Below are 14725 nucleotides of genomic sequence, written 5' to 3'. Positions count from 1 at the left end.
CGTACGGGCCGCCGACGCCGGATCCGTACGGGCCACCACCACCGGCACCGGATCCGTACGGACCGCCGCCGAACCCCTACGGACCGCCGCCCCCGCCGCCCGGGCCCTACCGCCCGGCGCCCAGGAACCGGCACTGGTACCGGCGGGTGCCCTTCCTCTTCTTGATCGTCCCCCTGCTCCGCTCGGTGCACCGGGCCGCGCGCAGGGTGTTCGACCAGGACGGCGGCGGACGTGTCCACGATCCCGTGGTCACCCGCTTCCAGATCACCCGCACGGTGCTCGGCGTCCTCGCCACGTTCGCGCTCTACTACATGTACGGGGCGGACAACGGCCTGGAGGACCAGGCCAGCGAGGGTCTCGGCCGGCTCCTCCTGACCCCGGTCCTGCTCATCATCGCCGGACCGGTCCTGATCACTGCCTTCATCCGCTACGCGCCCGCGGAGCGGCGGCGGCTGCTGCGCTCCCGGCTCGGCGTCCCGGCCAAGACCGTCGGCTGGTACGTCCTGGTCGTGGCGGCCCTCATCGGCACGGCGTGGGTGATCTCGGACACCACGCTGCTGCACGGGGTGCACGGGGTGTGGCTGTTCGTGGCCGCCGTCCCCGCGCTCGCGTTCGTGCTGTGGGGGCTGCCGTTCTTCTTCATGGCCTCGGCCTACGTCGCCCGCTCCGCCTTCAACACCGCCTATGTGCACGCCGCGCTACCGGCCGTGCTCACCGTGGTGATGGTCTGGATCATCGCCATCCTCAACGTGACCGGGAGCGGCATGCCGAACGGTCCGATGTGGGCCCAGTTCTGCTCCCTGTTCGGCGGCCCGCTCTCGGTGACCGGGCTCTCCCTGTGGGAGCTGCGCCGACTGCGGACGCGCCACGGCGTGACCATACGCGGCTGAGACTCCCACCCTTCCCGGTGGCGCGGCGGTCGTACCGCGGGCCACCAGGCGCTCCGCCGCGTTGCCCGGGAAGCGACGGCGGACGTGGGCGGTGGCGGCCGGTTCCGTACCCTGGCGGCATGCGCATGCGCCCCACCTTGAGCTGGACCCCGGTCGAGGACCTGCCGCCGGGCAGCACGGACCTGGAGCCGGTCGCCGACGCGCTGAGCACCGGCGGTGTGCTGGTGCTCAGCGGGGCCGGCATGTCCACGGAGTCGGGCATCCCCGACTACCGGGGCGAGGGCGGGAGCCTGAGCCGGCACACCCCGATGACCTACCAGGACTTCACCGCCGGCACCCAGGCCAGGCGCCGGTACTGGGCCCGCAGCCACCTCGGCTGGCGCACCTTCGGCCGCGCCCGTCCCAACGCCGGACACCAGGCCGTGGCCGGGTTCGCGCGGCACGGCCTGCTCTCGGGCGTGATCACCCAGAACGTCGACGGCCTGCACCAGGCCGCCGGCAGCGAGGACGTCGTGGAACTCCACGGAAGCCTGGACCGGGTCGTCTGCCTGGCCTGCCGCGCCTCCAGCCCGCGCCGCGAACTCGCCCGGCGGCTGGAGGCGGCCAATGTGGGCTTCGCGCCGGTGGCCGCCGGAATCAACCCGGACGGTGACGCCGACCTCACCGACGAGCAGGTCGGGGACTTCCGCGTGGTGCCCTGTACGGTCTGCGGCGGCATCCTCAAACCGGACGTGGTGTTCTTCGGCGAAGCCGTTCCACCACGGCGCGTCGAGCACTGCCGCGAGCTGGTCCGCGAAGCCACCTCACTGCTGGTCCTGGGCTCCTCACTGACGGTGATGTCCGGGCTGCGGTTCGTCCGCCAGGCGGCCCAGGCCGGGAAGCCGGTGCTGATCGTCAACCTCGACCCGACCCGGGGCGACCAGCACGCCGTCACCCGCGTCGCACTCCCGCTGGGAACGGCCCTCACCAGCGTGGCCGAGCGACTGGGCATCCCGGGTCCGGCACAGACCTGACGCGGATCCGGCGTCACGCGGACCGGGTCCGGCACCTTCACGGCCCTGGCTATTCCGCCGGGCGGATCCAGGTCCGGGCGAGTTCCGCGACCCAGGTGGCCGCCGCGTCGGGAGCGGGCGGAGGAGCGCCGACGACCACGAGTTCGGTGACGCCCGCCGCGCCGAGTGCGGGGAGGTGCTCCGGGGTGCCGTCGCTCAGCGCGACGGCGACCGTGAGCTCGTCAAACGCGCGGCCGTGGCGGGCGCACTCGTCGGCGAGAACGGCGATACGCGCCGGGACGTCGGCCACCGGGACGTTGAAGCCGTACCAGCCGTCGGCGAGCGTGGCCGCCCGGCGCAAGGCGGCGTCGCTGTTGCCACCGGCCACGACCGGGAGCCGGCCGCCGCGCAGCGGCTTCGGGTTGACCCGGATCGCATCGAAGCGGATGAACTCCCCCGCGTAGGAGGCCGGATCCTCGGTCCACAGAGCCCGCATCGCGGCAAGGTACTCTTCGGCGCGCCGCCCGCGCCCGGCGAACGGAACTTTGAGCGCTGCGAATTCCTCGGCCGACCAGCCGACCCCGACCCCGAGGCTGAACCGCCCGGCGGAGAGCACATCGAGTGTGGCCGCCTGTTTGGCGACCAGGACCGGGTTGTGCTCCGGCAGCAGGAGTACGCCGGTGGCGAGCTCGATCCGGCTGGTGACCGCCGCCGCGAAGGCCAGGGCGAGCAGCGGGTCCAGCCAGTCCGCGTCCGCGGGCACGGCGATCCGGCCGTCCGCCGAGTAGGGGTAACGAGAGGCGGGCGCGTCCACGAGCACCACGTGCTCACCGCCCCAAAGCCTCGCGAAGCCGTGGGTCTCGGCGGCCGTGGCCACCGCACGGATCACCTCGGGACGGGCGCCGTCACCGATACCGAGCGCGTGCAACCCCACTCGCATGCTCCACCTCCGGGCGTCACCTTAGGCGCGAGGCGCGGAGGCACTCCGGTGACGTGGCACGCCGCGCCCGCGCGCGGCGGGGCATGTCATCCGGACGAGCGAAGGCTGCCCTCGATGCCCTCTGGCGGAAGCCTTGAGCATGTCTACGGGGGGTACCCCCAGCCACTGCCCTGAGGACAGCACATCGGCAGGTCAGGGGGGCGGCCGGATGGCCCGGTCCCCTCCCCGCTGGTGGGATGGTGCCGACCACCGGCTCCGGGGGCGAAACAGCCGCGGGCACAGCCTGAGCGGTCCCCGAACGCGCGGGCAACCCGAACAGAAAAGGGCTCACCATGCAACTCACCATGCATGTGCCGGGAAAGCGCCGCCGGGGCCGGCTCGTCCTGACCGGCCTGGCCACGGTCCTCCTCGCCGCCTCGACCGGACCGGCGGCGGCGAAGCCGCGGCAGACCGATCCGCTGCAGCGGCAGGTGGACTCGGTCCACGACACCGGGGTCGTCGGTGTGCTCGCCGAGGTGACATCACTGGACAGACGTGACACCGCGCGCGCCGGAACGGCCGAGGTGGGCACCGGGCGGCCGATGCCACGGAACGGCCGTTTCCGGATCGGCAGCGCCACCAAGACCTTCACCGCCACGGTCGTGCTGCAACTCGTCGGCGAGGGCCGCGTGTCCCTGGAGGACACTGTCGAGCGGTGGTTACCGGGAGTGGTCCAGGGCAACGACAACGACGGCAGCCGGATCACGGTGCGGCAGCTGCTGCAGCACACCAGCGGCATCCATGACGTCCTGCCGGAGATACCCGCGTTGAACAGCGCGGACGGCTACCGGGCCGAGCGGTTCCGCACCTACACCCCCGAGGAGTTGGTGCGGCTGGCGATGAAGCACCGGCCCAACTTCCCGCCGGGCGACGGCTGGTCGTACTCCAACACCAACTACGTGCTCGCCGCGATGATCATCAACGAGGTCACCGGCCGGAGCTGGGCACAGGAGGTGAACGACCGGATCATCCGCCCGCTGGGCCTGAAGGACACCAGCACCCCCGGCGCCTCCCCGTCCATCCCCGGCCCGCACGCCCACAGCTACGCCGAGTTCGGCACCCACACCAGCATCGACGTCACGGCGCTCAATCCGAGCATGGCCGTCGGCTCCGGCTCGATCATCAGCACCACGCACGACCTGAACCGGTTCTACACCGCACTGCTCGGCGGCCGCCTGCTGGCTCCGGCACAGCTCGACGCGATGACGACCACCAAGCCCGCACCCGAGCTGGGCGTGCGGTACGGACTCGGTCTGGGCGAGCTCCCGTTGTCCTGCGGCGGCAGCTACTTCGGCCACCCGGGCGAACTGCTCGGTTATCACACCTGGAGTGGCGTCACCCGGGACGGCACCCGGACCGCCGTGGTGTACGTCACCGGCGACGGCGGCGACGACACCCAGCAGACCATGAGCACACTCGTGGACCAGGAACTGTGCCGGGCCCGCTCCTGATACTCCGCTCCGCGACCCATGTGCGGGCCCGGTGGCCGCTGCTAGTGACCTGCGCCCATTCGACCAGTACGGCAGGGCGGCCGGACACAGGCGTGGGCGAGCGCTCCGCAGCGTGCGCCGCGAACACCCACCGCGCCCAGCAGGGCCTGGCCCTCGCCGTCGTCGCGTAACGGATGAAGGACTGCCAGGAGGAGCCTCCGCCCCCGTCGGCCCAACGAATCACCGAGCCGTACGACTGGTGGCCCCAACGCCGGCCTGTGTTACGGCGTGAGGGGCGTTTGTTCGCTGCGCGTACGTCGCTCGTCATAGTCGGATCGGGCGGCTTCCACCGTGTCGAGGTTGTCGACGACCCACCTCAACATCGCTCGCAGGGGTGACTCGAGGCTCCGGCCCAGGTCCGTGATGCGGTATTCGATCGCCACCGGGTCCGTGGACACGACCAGCCGTTCGATCACGCCATTGCGCTCGAGCCGCCGCAGGCATGTGGTCAGTGACTTCGGCGTGACGGCAGGCAGGTGCTGGCGAAGCTCATTGAAGCGCCGGGGGCGGTCGCACAGTGCCTCCAACACCAGCAGGGACCACTTGTCGAAGAGCTGGTCGAGCAGACGACGACCCTCGCTGTCGAAGTCCATTTCCGCCACGCCGGTCTCCTCCGCGATACCTGGTTTCGTTGAAGTATATCGCGCCTACTAGGTATACAGAAGATACTCCCTTGCTCGACCAGTGAAGGCAGGATCCATGCCCGGCGCATACTCGGCTCTCCAGGTCTCCATCAACGGCGGTGTGGCGCAAGTCGTCATCGACCACCCGCCGCTCAACTTGCTGGACGCCACCCTCATGCTCGACCTGGACCGGTTCGCGGCCTCGATGTCCGGCAACGACGACGTCCGGGTGATCGTCTTCGACAGCGCGGACCCGGACTTCTTCATCGCGCATGGCGACATGACGTTTGCCGACGATCCCACGACGTTCACGGGGCTCCCCATCGCCCCCGAGGGGGACCAGTCCTTGAACCCGATGATGCGGCTCCACGAACGCCTCGGGTCGCTGCCGCAGATCACGATCGCCAAGGTGCGCGGGCTGGCACGTGGTGGCGGGGCGGAACTGCTGTCGGCGATGGACATGCGGTTCGCTTCCCTCGAGCACGCCGGTCTGGCGCAGCCCGAGGCTGCGGGTGGGATCATCCCGGGCGCGGGAGGCACCGCATACCTGCCCGGTCTCGTGGGCCGCGCACGGGCTCTGGAGATCATCCTCGGTACGCGGTTGATCGATGCGGCGACCGCGGAACGGTACGGATGGGTGAACCGGGCCGTGCCCAACGCCGAGCTCGACCATGTCGTCGACACCCTCGCTGCCCGAATCGCCGCCCTGCAACCCGGTGTCGCTCGCGCCGCGGTCGAAGCGGTCGACGCCGCGTCGGACTCGATCGCTCACGGCCTGGAAAGGGGGAATGAACTTCTCGGCCAGCTCCTCGGCGGGCCCGCCGCGGCCCGTCTCACCAAGGCCGTACTTGCCGCAGGTGCACAAACCCGCGACGGGGAGCGGCACTTGGAGGCCATTTTCGACAAGGTCCAGTAGGTCCGCCTTCAAACGGATTCCGATCAGCGTGGCCGAGCCCCGCCACCACCCCTCGGGCGGTGGCGGAGCTCGGTGCGGTGCGGTGCTGACCGGTCAGGTGATGACCTGGGTGTAGGCGGGGCCGGTGGAGCCGTTGAAGTTGGCGTCAGCCGAGTAGGCGGCGAAGGTGATGAGCTCCAGCGCCGGGGTGTGGGTGTCGATGCCGGTGGACGGCAGGAAGTCCGTACTGCCGCTGTAGATGACCACCACGGCATGGGTGCCGACACCCAGGGCGCCGAGGTCACCGTGGTCGTCGTCGACGCCGGGATCACCAGGACCGCCGTGGTGCCGGTGTGGCGCAGCGCCCGGCGGCTCGCGCCGTGCGCGCCGCACATACCGGCCGAGCGCCGGTGCGACGGCGAGCCCACGTCCCGTCGCCGACGGCAGCGGCGGCGCGGCCCACCGCACGGGAACTGTGCGCGGCGGGCGCGGCGAGCGGCCGACGGACGAGCACGAAGCCGCTCCGCGCTTCGACGCCCCAGGCGCCATGGATGATGTGGTGGTCGGCGACGCCGCCCATGCGCCGTCCCACCTGGCGGGTCAGGGCATCAGCCTGGCCCTGACCGGCGCCTACCTGCTGGCCGTCGAGAAGCCCGGCACTCCCCCTCGTCCACCCGCACGAACTCGCCATCGCCACCGCATGAGGCAGCGGGCACACCCATGGCCATTCCATGCCTCATACGGTGTTCCGGCCCCGCCCCAGGAGCGTCGACCGCACAAGACGGTCACGGCAGGACGACCAGCTCACGGCTGGTGCGGTTGAGCCGTTCGCCACCGTCGTCGGTGCAGATGACGATGTCCTCGATGCGCGCTCCGAATCGGTCGGGAAGATAGATGCCCGGCTCGACGGAGAAGGCCATGCCCGGCTCCAGCGGCAGGGCGGAGCCCGCCACGATGTAGGGCTCCTCGTGGGTTTCCAGCCCGATGCCGTGGCCGGTGCGGTGGATGAAGTGGGGTCCGAAGCCCGCGTCCGTGATGATGTCCCGGCCGATCGCGTCCAGTTGCTCGGCGGTGATACCGGGCCGCACCGCGTCGGTCTGGGCGCGCTGGGCGGTCAACAGCACCTCGTACAGCCGTCGGTACTCCGCCGGGGGCTCGCCGACGACGTAATCGCGGGTGGAGTCGGAGCAGTAGCCGTCTTCGGTCGTCCCGCCGATGTCGACCACCACCGGGTCACCGGGCTGGATCACCCGGTCCGACAGCTCATGGTGGGGGCTGGCGCTGTGGGGCCCGGAGCCGACGATGACGAAGTCGGTCCGCACATGGCCTTCGGCCGTGATGGCTTCCGCGATGTCCCGGCCGACCTCGCGTTCGGTGCGCCCGGCGCGCAGCCACTCGCCCATGCGGGCGTGCACCCGGTCGATGGCCGCGCCCGCCCGGCGCAGCGCCTCGGCCTCGGCCTGGGTCTTGCGGATCCGCAGCCGGCCGAGCACCTCTCCGGCGAGTGCCTGGTCGGCGTCGGGCAGCACGCCGCGAAAGGCGATCGTCTTCTCGGCCCACATGTGGTTGTCGACGCCGACCCGGGCCATACCGGCGGGCAGCCTGGCCGCGATGAGGGCATACGGGTCCTCGGTCTCGGCCCATCCGGTGATCTCGATACCGAGGTTCCCGGCCGGGGACGCGAGCGCGGCGGGCCGTTCCAGCTCCGGCACCAGGAGGAAGGGCTCGCCGTCCACGGGAAGCACCAGGCAGGTGAGCCGCTCCAGGGGCAGGGCCTGGTAACCCGTCAGATAGCGCAGGTCGGCGCCGGGACTGATCAGCAGCGCGCCCAGGCCCGCGCCGGCGGCGGCCTCCCGGGCGCGCTCCAGACGGTCGGCGGGGTAGAGATCGGTGGGGATCACAGGGAGTTCTCCATCCTGGTATCGGGCCGGACCGGGCCGAGGCAGCGGACCGGACCGTCCTCGACCGGCTGGGGCCCCTTCAGCTTCAGCCTCCACAGCATGCAGCACAGCGGCAACCCCAAGGGCACGGGACGCACTGCCTGGGCCAGGTCCAAGCCGACCGCCTGACCGACCCGCTCCTAGCCCAGATCCTCGAAGATCTCGCCCCAGAACCCGGATTCGTCCACGTCCGAGTCCAGGTCGGTCATGCGCTCCCGCAGCTCACAGGCGCTGGTCCTACCGCGTGGCCACGGTGAAGCAGAAGTTCTTGGGCGGGGAGTCGTCGTCGCGGTGGCGGTTCCCGTAGATCTCGTCGGCATCGAACGGTTACAGCCCGTCCTCGGCCCGCACATGCCGGGTGTCGATCCCCACGACGCCGAGACGGACGGCGGGAAAACCGACCGTGAGCAGGAACTCCCTCAATCGCATCGCGCGGCGCGGCCTTTCAGCGCCACGGGGTCGATCTCAGGCATCGTAGGTGTAGAAGCCACGCCCGCTCTTACGGCCGAGATGACCCGCCGCGACCATGCGGCGCAGCAGCGCGGGCGGTGCGTACAGAGGCTCCTTGAACTCCTCGTACATCGACTCGGCCACCGCCTGAATGGTCTCGAGGCCGATGAGGTCGAGCAGCCGGAGCGGTCCCATCGGGTGGGCGCAGCCGAGTTCCATGCCCTGGTCGATGTCGTCCGGGCCGGCGGAGCCCGATTCCACCATGCGCACCGCGCTGAGCAGGTAGGGCACCAGGAGGGCGTTGACGACGAAGCCGGAGCGGTCGGGTGCCTGGATGGCCTGCTTGCCGAGCTGCTGGGCGATGTCGTGGGTGCGCCGCACGGTCTCCTGGCTGGTGGTGAGCGCGGGGATCACCTCGACCAGCTGTTGCACGGGCACGGGGTTGAAGAAGTGCATGCCGATGAGCTGGGCGGGCCGTTCCGTGGCGACCGCGAGGTCGACGATGGGAATCGAGGAGGTGTTGGTGGCCAGGATCGCCGCCGGGTCCTCCACCACCTTGTCCAGGGCGCGCAGCACATCGGTCTTGATGTCGCGGTTCTCGGCGACGGCCTCGATGACGAACTGGCGGTCGGACAGCTCACCGAGGTCATGGGTGAAGGAAAGCCGGGCGAGGGCCCGGTCCCGCTCCTCCTCGCTGAGCTTGCCACGCCGTACGCCCCTGTCGAGGGAGGCGGTCAGACGACGGCGGCCCGCCTCGACGGCGTCCGGGGTGGCTTCGGCGACACGGACATCGATGCCGTGCCGGGCGGCGACTTCGGCGACGCCGGAGCCCATGAGGCCGCAGCCGACGACGCCGAGGCGGGTAACGGGATCCATCTGAGGTCCAATCCGGTGGGGTGGTGGTGTGCCGGGGCTGGTCAGACGTTGCGGCGGTACTGGCCGCCGACCTCGAAGAAGGCGTCGGTGATCTGCTGCAGCGAGCAGACCCGGGCGGCGTCCATGAGCACGGCGAAGACGTTGCGGTCACTCACCGCCGCGTCCTTGAGCGCGGCCAGCGCGGCATGGGCCGTCTCATGGTGGCGGGCCTGGAAGTCCCGCACCCGCGCCAGTTGGGACTGCTTCTCCTCCTCCGTGGCGCGGGCCAGTTCGATGGCGTCGGGCTCGGCGGTGTCCGCATGCGGGTTGCGGAAGGTGTTGACGCCGATGATCGGCAGGGTGCCGTCATGCTTGCGCTGCTCGTACAGCATCGACTCGTCCTGGATACGGCCGCGCTGGTAGCCGGTCTCCATCGCCCCGAGCACACCGCCGCGCTCGCTGATCCGCTCGAACTCCTCGAGGACGGCCTCCTCCACCAGATCGGTGAGCTCGTCGATGATGAACGACCCCTGCAAGGGGTTCTCGTTCATCGCCAGACCCCACTCGCGGTTGATGATCAGCTGGATGGCGAGGGCCCGGCGGACCGAGTCCTCGGTGGGGGTGGTGACCGCCTCGTCGTAGGCGTTGGTGTGCAGGCTGTTGCAGTTGTCGTAGATCGCGATGAGCGCCTGCAGAGTGGTGCGGATGTCGTTGAAGTCCATCTCCTGGGCGTGCAGCGAGCGGCCGGAGGTCTGGACGTGGTACTTCAGCTTCTGGCTGCGCTCGTTCGCGCCGTACTTCTCCTTCATCGCCACCGCCCAGATGCGGCGGGCGACCCGGCCGAGGACGGAGTACTCGGGGTCCATGCCATTGGAGAAGAAGAACGACAGGTTCGGGGAGAAGTCGTCGATGTGCATGCCCCGGGCGAGGTAGGACTCGACGTAGGTGAAGCCGTTGGCCAGGGTGAAGGCCAGCTGGCTGATGGGATTCGCACCGGCTTCGGCGATGTGATAGCCGGAGATGGATACCGAGTAGAAGTTGCGGACCTTGTTGGCGATGAACCACTCTTGGATGTCGGCCATCATCCGCAGGGAGAACTCGGTGGAGAACAGGCAGGTGTTCTGACCCTGGTCCTCCTTGAGGATGTCGGCCTGCACCGTGCCGCGCACGCTGCCCAGCGCGTGCGCCCGCAGTTCGGCCGCCTCCTCGGGCGACGGGTCGCGGCCCTCGGCGGTACGGAACCTCTCGATCTGCTGGTCGATCGTGGTGTTCAGGAAGAACGCCAGGATGGCCGGCGCCGGTCCGTTGATCGTCATGGAGACCGAGGTCGTCTGCGCCACCAGGTCGAAGCCGTCGAAGAGCGCCTTCATGTCCTCCAGGGTCGCCACCGACACTCCGGAGGTGCCGACCTTGCCGTAGTTGTCCGGGCGCTCGTCCGGGTCACGGCCGTAGAGGGTGACGGAGTCGAACGCGGTGGACAGCCGGGTGGCCGGCTGGCCCTCGGACAGCAGCTTGAAGCGCCGGTTGGTACGGAACGGATCGCCCTCGCCCGCGAACATCCGCGCCGGGTCCTCGCCGTCACGCTTGAACGGGAACACCCCGGCGGTGAACGGGAAGTGGCCGGGCAGGTTCTCCCGGCGCCAGAACCGCACCAGTTCCCCGTGGTCGGTGAAGCGGGGCAGGGCGACCCGGGGGATCTTGTTGCCGGACAGGGACTCGCGGGTGAGCGTGGTGCGGATCTCCCGGTCCCGGATTTTCACGATCTGCTCGTCGCCGGAGTAGGAGGCCACGACGGCCGGCCAGTTCTCGATGCGTTCCGCGACCTCGTGCGGGAGTTTCCGGCGGGCATCCTCGAGCAGCGACCGCACATTCCCGGCGTCGGAGCCGACCTGGACGAGTTCGCCCTCCACCGCCTCCAACCGCTGCACCCGCCGGGCCGACTCGGCCATCCGGTCGGTCTCGGCGTGGTACCCGCGGACCAGCTCGCTGATCTCGGCGAGATAGCGCACCCTCTCCGCCGGAACCACCTGCCGGATACCGGAGGAGTAGCGCACATCGACGGGCGCCAGCCAGCCCTCGGACAGCGGCAGCCCCTTCTCGGCCAGGGAGCTCTTCAGGTGCTGGTAGAGCGCGGTGACACCGTCGTCGTTGAACGTGGCCGCCGAGGAGCCGTACACCGGCATCTCCTCGGGCCGCATGCCGAACGCCTCGCGGTTGCGGACCAGTTGACGGCCCACGTCGCGCAACGCGTCCTTGGCCCCGCGCCGCTCGAACTTGTTGATCGCCACGACGTCGGCGAAGTCGAGCATGTCGATCTTCTCCAGCTGCGAGGCCGCGCCGAACTCGGGTGTCATCACATACATCGAGGTGTCGACGAACGGCACGATCGCCGCGTCCCCCTGGCCGATCCCCGGCGTCTCCACGATCACCAGGTCGAACCCCGCCGCCTTCACCACGTCGATCACATCCGCCAGGTGCTCCGGCAGCTCACGGCTGTTGCGCGTGGCCAGACTCCGGAAGAACACCCGGTTCCCGTCCAGCGAGTTCATCCGGATCCGGTCACCGAGCAGGGCACCGCCACCACGACGGCGGGTCGGGTCGACCGCGATCACCGCGACCCGCAGCTTGTCCTGCTGATCGACGCGGAACCGGCGCACCAACTCGTCGGTGAGCGACGATTTACCCGAGCCGCCGGTGCCGGTGATGCCGAGCACCGGTGTGACCCGCGCCGCCGCGGCGGCACGGAGCTGGTCCAGGAAGTCCGGGGGCAGCTTGCCGAGTTCGGCGCCGGTGATGGCACGGGCGATCGCGAACCGGTCGCCGGCGAGTACGGCGGCGATGTCGGCCGGCCTGCCGTCCCACAGGTCGAAGTCGCAGTCCTTTATCACCGAGTTGACCATCCCGGCGAGGCCCATCCGCTGCCCGTCCTCCGGGGAGAAGATGGTCACTCCACTGTCGCGCAGCCGGTCGATCTCCTCGGGCACGATGACGCCGCCACCACCGCCCACCACACGGACGTGCTCCGCCCCCTGCGCACGCAGCGACTCCACCAGGTACTCGAAGTACTCCACGTGACCGCCCTGGTAGGACGAGACCGCGACACCGTGTGCGTCCTCCTCCAGCGCCGCGTCCACGACCTCCCGCACCGACCGGTTGTGACCGAGGTGGATCACCTCCGCGCCCTGGGACTGGAAGATCCGCCTCATGATGTTGATCGACGCGTCATGCCCGTCGAACAGCGCCGAGGCGGTGACCAGGCGGACGGGGTGCGCAGGACGGTGCAGATCGCTCATGAGGGCCTTCCCAGACAGGTCAGGGCGCTGACTGAAGAGATAGTAGGACGTCCTAGTAAATTACTGGAGGCGGGGGCGGTGTGAAGAGCAGCACAGCGGCGGCGCGAGTGATCCCGTACCGCCAGGGCATCGCGAGGGCGGGCCGGTCACATCGGCAGTAAGTGAATCTACTTCAGTTGGAAGATTAGGTGCGGCGCGTCGGCTCGTCAACCATCTCTGCAGATCAGCTCATGGTTGACGACACCCCGAGGCCACATCTAGCTTTGAACTCGATTAGGTTCCACCATGCCCTCTGCACGGAGCGTGCCCGCATGGCCCCTTCCCCAGAAGTGAGGCGCCGTGATCGCATCACACCTTCCGGCCGCCGCCGCACCACTGACCGTCGGTTCGCTGACCCTGCGGAACCGGCTCGTCGCCACCGCCCACGCCAGCGGTTTCGTACGGGACGGGCTACCGCTCAGCGGCGACGCCGAGTACTGGGGCCGGCTGGCGGCCGGTGGCGCGGCGCTACTGATCTGCGGCGGTACGACGGTGGCGCCGGAGTCCGCGCCACGGCAGGGAAACATCCTTCAGCTCCATCGCCCGGAGGCGGTCGAGCCGCTGCGAGCGCGGGTCAGCGCCATGCACGCCGAGGGCGCGGTTGCCGTCTGCCAGCTTGTCCATCTCGGCCGGGAGACGCTCGGCGCGCCGTCGTACTACGCACCGGCCGCCCCCTCGACCGTACGTTCTCCCCGTGAGCCGACAGCACCGCGCGCTCTGCTCGGCAGCGAGATCGACGATGTGGTGGAGGCGTTCCGCGTATCGTCCGCCCACGCCCTGGCGGCCGGGTTCGACGGGATCGAACTCCACGCCGCCCACGGCTACCTGCTGGAGCAATTCCTCTCACCCCGCACGAACCCGCGCCGTGACGGGCTCGAGGTGCTGGAACGCGTGATCGCCGCGATACGCGGGCTGTCCACCGCCGCACTGCTGGGCGTCCGTTTCAGCGTCGACGCGTCGGAGGACGTGGCCCTCACCCCGGACGAACTGGCCGAACTGCTGCCCGCTGTCGATCCGTTGGTCGACTACGTCAACGTCACCGTCGGCGTACGCACCACATACGTCCGGGACATGGCCACCGAGCGCCCGCCGGTGCTGGACGACCTGGCGCGTCTGCGGTCGCTCATCACCCGGCCGCTTGTGGCGTCCCACGCCTTCCGTACCGCGGCCGCGATCGGTGACGCCCTGGCGGCCGGAGCCGACCTGGTGGGGATGGCGCGCGCCCTCATCGCCGACCCGGACCTGCCGCGCAAGGTGCTTGACGGACGTGAGACGGAGGTCCGGCCCTGCGTGGCCTGCAACGAGGACTGCCGGACGTTCGACCCGGTACTGCTGTGCGTGGTCAACCCGGACCTCGCACCGCCCGGCGAACCGCGCCGGCCCGCCGCACCGCTGGTGCGCGCGTGGGATCCGCCACGCGCCACCGGACAGCGCGTGGCCGTCGTGGGGGCGGGACCCGCGGGCCTGGAGTGCGCGCTGAGTCTGGCCCGCGCCAAGGTGGCGGATGTCGTCCTCTTCGAAGCCGCCGACCGGCTGGGCGGACAGCTCTCCACGGCGGCCCTGGCACCCCACCGCGCCGGGTGGGCCGCACTGCTCAGCTTCTACGAACGGATGCTGTCCGCCATGGGTGTCGATGTGCGGCTGAGGCGGACCGCGGAGCCGGGCGGCGAACTCGACGCCTTCGACGCCGTGGTGCTGGCCACGGGCGCGGTGGAGACGTCACCGCTGATCGAGACCGGGGCCATGGGGTCGTCGGCCGCGCTGGCGCGGGGAGTTCCGTCCTTGGCCGGTGCCGGCCATGTGCTGGTGGCCGACGACGGATTCGGCTGGTGGCCGGGGTGCGATGTCGTGGAACTGGCCGTGGCCGCGGGAGTTCCCCACATCACCTTCGTCACCCCGGGAACGGCCTTCGCCGGAGCCATCCCGCCCGAGAGCCGCGTCCAGCTGCTGCAACGGCTGTCAGGCACCTGCGAACTGGACATCATGCCGCTGTGCACGGCAACCGGCATCGGCCCCGAGGGCGTCACCGTCGCTCACCACACCTCCGGAGGGATGACCACCGTGGCGGCGGACCAGGTCGTCGTCGTGGGGGAACGCCGCCCACGCGCCGCCCCGGACCGCACCAACCCCCTGGTACTGACAATCGGCGACGCCGTGGTGCCGCGACGTGTCGCGCACGCGATCGCCGAGGGACGGGAAGCCGCCGTGAGAATCGCCGCTGCGCTACGACACGGTATGACGCCCACGCGGTAGGGGGCGCTCCGGATCCCCTGGCAATC

Annotated in this window: 11 protein-coding genes; 5 read left to right on the top strand and 6 right to left on the bottom strand. The window is 70.3% G+C overall.

Going from position 1 to position 14725, the window contains the following annotated elements; translation table 11 throughout:
* Window positions 1–146: 146 nt before the first annotated feature.
* Entirely contained in the window at window positions 147–890 is a 744-nt protein-coding gene (locus BLV72_RS38380) for a hypothetical protein (protein ID WP_244321227.1), read from the top strand.
* A gap of 119 nt (window positions 891–1009) precedes the next feature.
* The gene (locus BLV72_RS38375) at window positions 1010–1903 is read left to right on the top strand and encodes an NAD-dependent protein deacetylase (protein WP_093468180.1); all 894 of its coding nucleotides are present in this window, start codon (window positions 1010–1012) and stop codon (window positions 1901–1903) included.
* A gap of 49 nt (window positions 1904–1952) precedes the next feature.
* Here BLV72_RS38375 and BLV72_RS38370 read toward each other — a convergent pair whose 3' ends face one another.
* Window positions 1953–2822, bottom strand: a complete 870-nt coding sequence (locus tag BLV72_RS38370; RefSeq protein ID WP_093468179.1) for a TIGR03619 family F420-dependent LLM class oxidoreductase — start codon at window positions 2820–2822, stop codon at window positions 1953–1955.
* A 344-nt stretch (window positions 2823–3166) separates the two neighbouring features.
* Here BLV72_RS38370 and BLV72_RS38365 point away from each other — a divergent pair, with 344 nt between their 5' ends.
* Window positions 3167–4312 (top strand): serine hydrolase domain-containing protein, encoded by a 1146-nt coding sequence (locus BLV72_RS38365; protein WP_208906094.1) that lies wholly within the window; start codon window positions 3167–3169, stop codon window positions 4310–4312.
* A gap of 260 nt (window positions 4313–4572) precedes the next feature.
* On the opposite strand, the gene BLV72_RS38355 is transcribed toward BLV72_RS38365, so the two are convergent.
* Window positions 4573–4944: a winged helix-turn-helix transcriptional regulator gene (locus BLV72_RS38355; RefSeq protein WP_093468176.1), complete on the bottom strand. Its 372-nt coding sequence runs from the start codon at window positions 4942–4944 to the stop codon at window positions 4573–4575.
* A gap of 106 nt (window positions 4945–5050) precedes the next feature.
* On the opposite strand from BLV72_RS38355, the gene BLV72_RS38350 reads away from it, so the two are divergent.
* Window positions 5051–5890 carry an enoyl-CoA hydratase/isomerase family protein gene (locus BLV72_RS38350; protein WP_093468174.1) on the top strand — a complete coding sequence of 280 codons (840 nt, stop codon included), beginning with the start codon at window positions 5051–5053 and terminating at the stop codon, window positions 5888–5890.
* 93 nt (window positions 5891–5983) lie between these two features.
* Here BLV72_RS38350 and BLV72_RS38345 read toward each other — a convergent pair whose 3' ends face one another.
* From BLV72_RS38345 to icmF, 4 genes are all read right to left on the bottom strand, one after another.
* Window positions 5984–6337 carry a hypothetical protein gene (locus BLV72_RS38345; RefSeq protein WP_093468173.1) on the bottom strand — a complete coding sequence of 118 codons (354 nt, stop codon included), beginning with the start codon at window positions 6335–6337 and terminating at the stop codon, window positions 5984–5986.
* 317 nt (window positions 6338–6654) lie between these two features.
* Complete coding sequence (locus tag BLV72_RS38335; protein WP_093468170.1) at window positions 6655–7770, bottom strand: M24 family metallopeptidase; 1116 nt, start codon at window positions 7768–7770, stop codon at window positions 6655–6657.
* Between the two features lie 504 nt (window positions 7771–8274).
* Window positions 8275–9135: a 3-hydroxybutyryl-CoA dehydrogenase gene (locus BLV72_RS38330; protein WP_093468168.1), complete on the bottom strand. Its 861-nt coding sequence runs from the start codon at window positions 9133–9135 to the stop codon at window positions 8275–8277.
* A 41-nt stretch (window positions 9136–9176) separates the two neighbouring features.
* On the bottom strand, window positions 9177–12407 hold the full coding sequence (gene icmF / locus BLV72_RS38325) for a fused isobutyryl-CoA mutase/GTPase IcmF (RefSeq protein WP_093468167.1): 3231 nt from the start codon (window positions 12405–12407) through the stop codon (window positions 9177–9179).
* A gap of 339 nt (window positions 12408–12746) precedes the next feature.
* On the opposite strand from icmF, the gene BLV72_RS38320 reads away from it, so the two are divergent.
* Complete coding sequence (locus BLV72_RS38320; protein ID WP_208905860.1) at window positions 12747–14699, top strand: oxidoreductase; 1953 nt, start codon at window positions 12747–12749, stop codon at window positions 14697–14699.
* Window positions 14700–14725 lie beyond the last annotated feature (26 nt).

It is taken from the genome of Streptomyces melanosporofaciens, from assembly GCF_900105695.1.
Taxonomy (GTDB): domain Bacteria; phylum Actinomycetota; class Actinomycetes; order Streptomycetales; family Streptomycetaceae; genus Streptomyces; species Streptomyces antimycoticus.
The sequence above is the reverse complement of the archived record's forward strand: the minus strand, read 5'-3'. Positions and strand labels throughout refer to the sequence as shown.

Excerpts from the sequence above, each read along its gene's own strand:
- BLV72_RS38370 (WP_093468179.1), bottom strand. The coding sequence starts at position 2,822 with ATGCGAGTGGGGTTGCACGCGCTCGGTATCGGTGACGGCGCCCGTCCC.
- BLV72_RS38365 (WP_208906094.1), top strand. The coding sequence starts at position 3,167 with ATGCATGTGCCGGGAAAGCGCCGCCGGGGCCGGCTCGTCCTGACCGGC.
- BLV72_RS38355 (WP_093468176.1), bottom strand. The coding sequence starts at position 4,944 with ATGGACTTCGACAGCGAGGGTCGTCGTCTGCTCGACCAGCTCTTCGAC.
- icmF (WP_093468167.1), bottom strand. The coding sequence starts at position 12,407 with ATGAGCGATCTGCACCGTCCTGCGCACCCCGTCCGCCTGGTCACCGCC.
- BLV72_RS38350 (WP_093468174.1), top strand. The coding sequence starts at position 5,051 with ATGCCCGGCGCATACTCGGCTCTCCAGGTCTCCATCAACGGCGGTGTG.
- BLV72_RS38375 (WP_093468180.1), top strand. The coding sequence starts at position 1,010 with ATGCGCATGCGCCCCACCTTGAGCTGGACCCCGGTCGAGGACCTGCCG.
- BLV72_RS38330 (WP_093468168.1), bottom strand. The coding sequence starts at position 9,135 with ATGGATCCCGTTACCCGCCTCGGCGTCGTCGGCTGCGGCCTCATGGGC.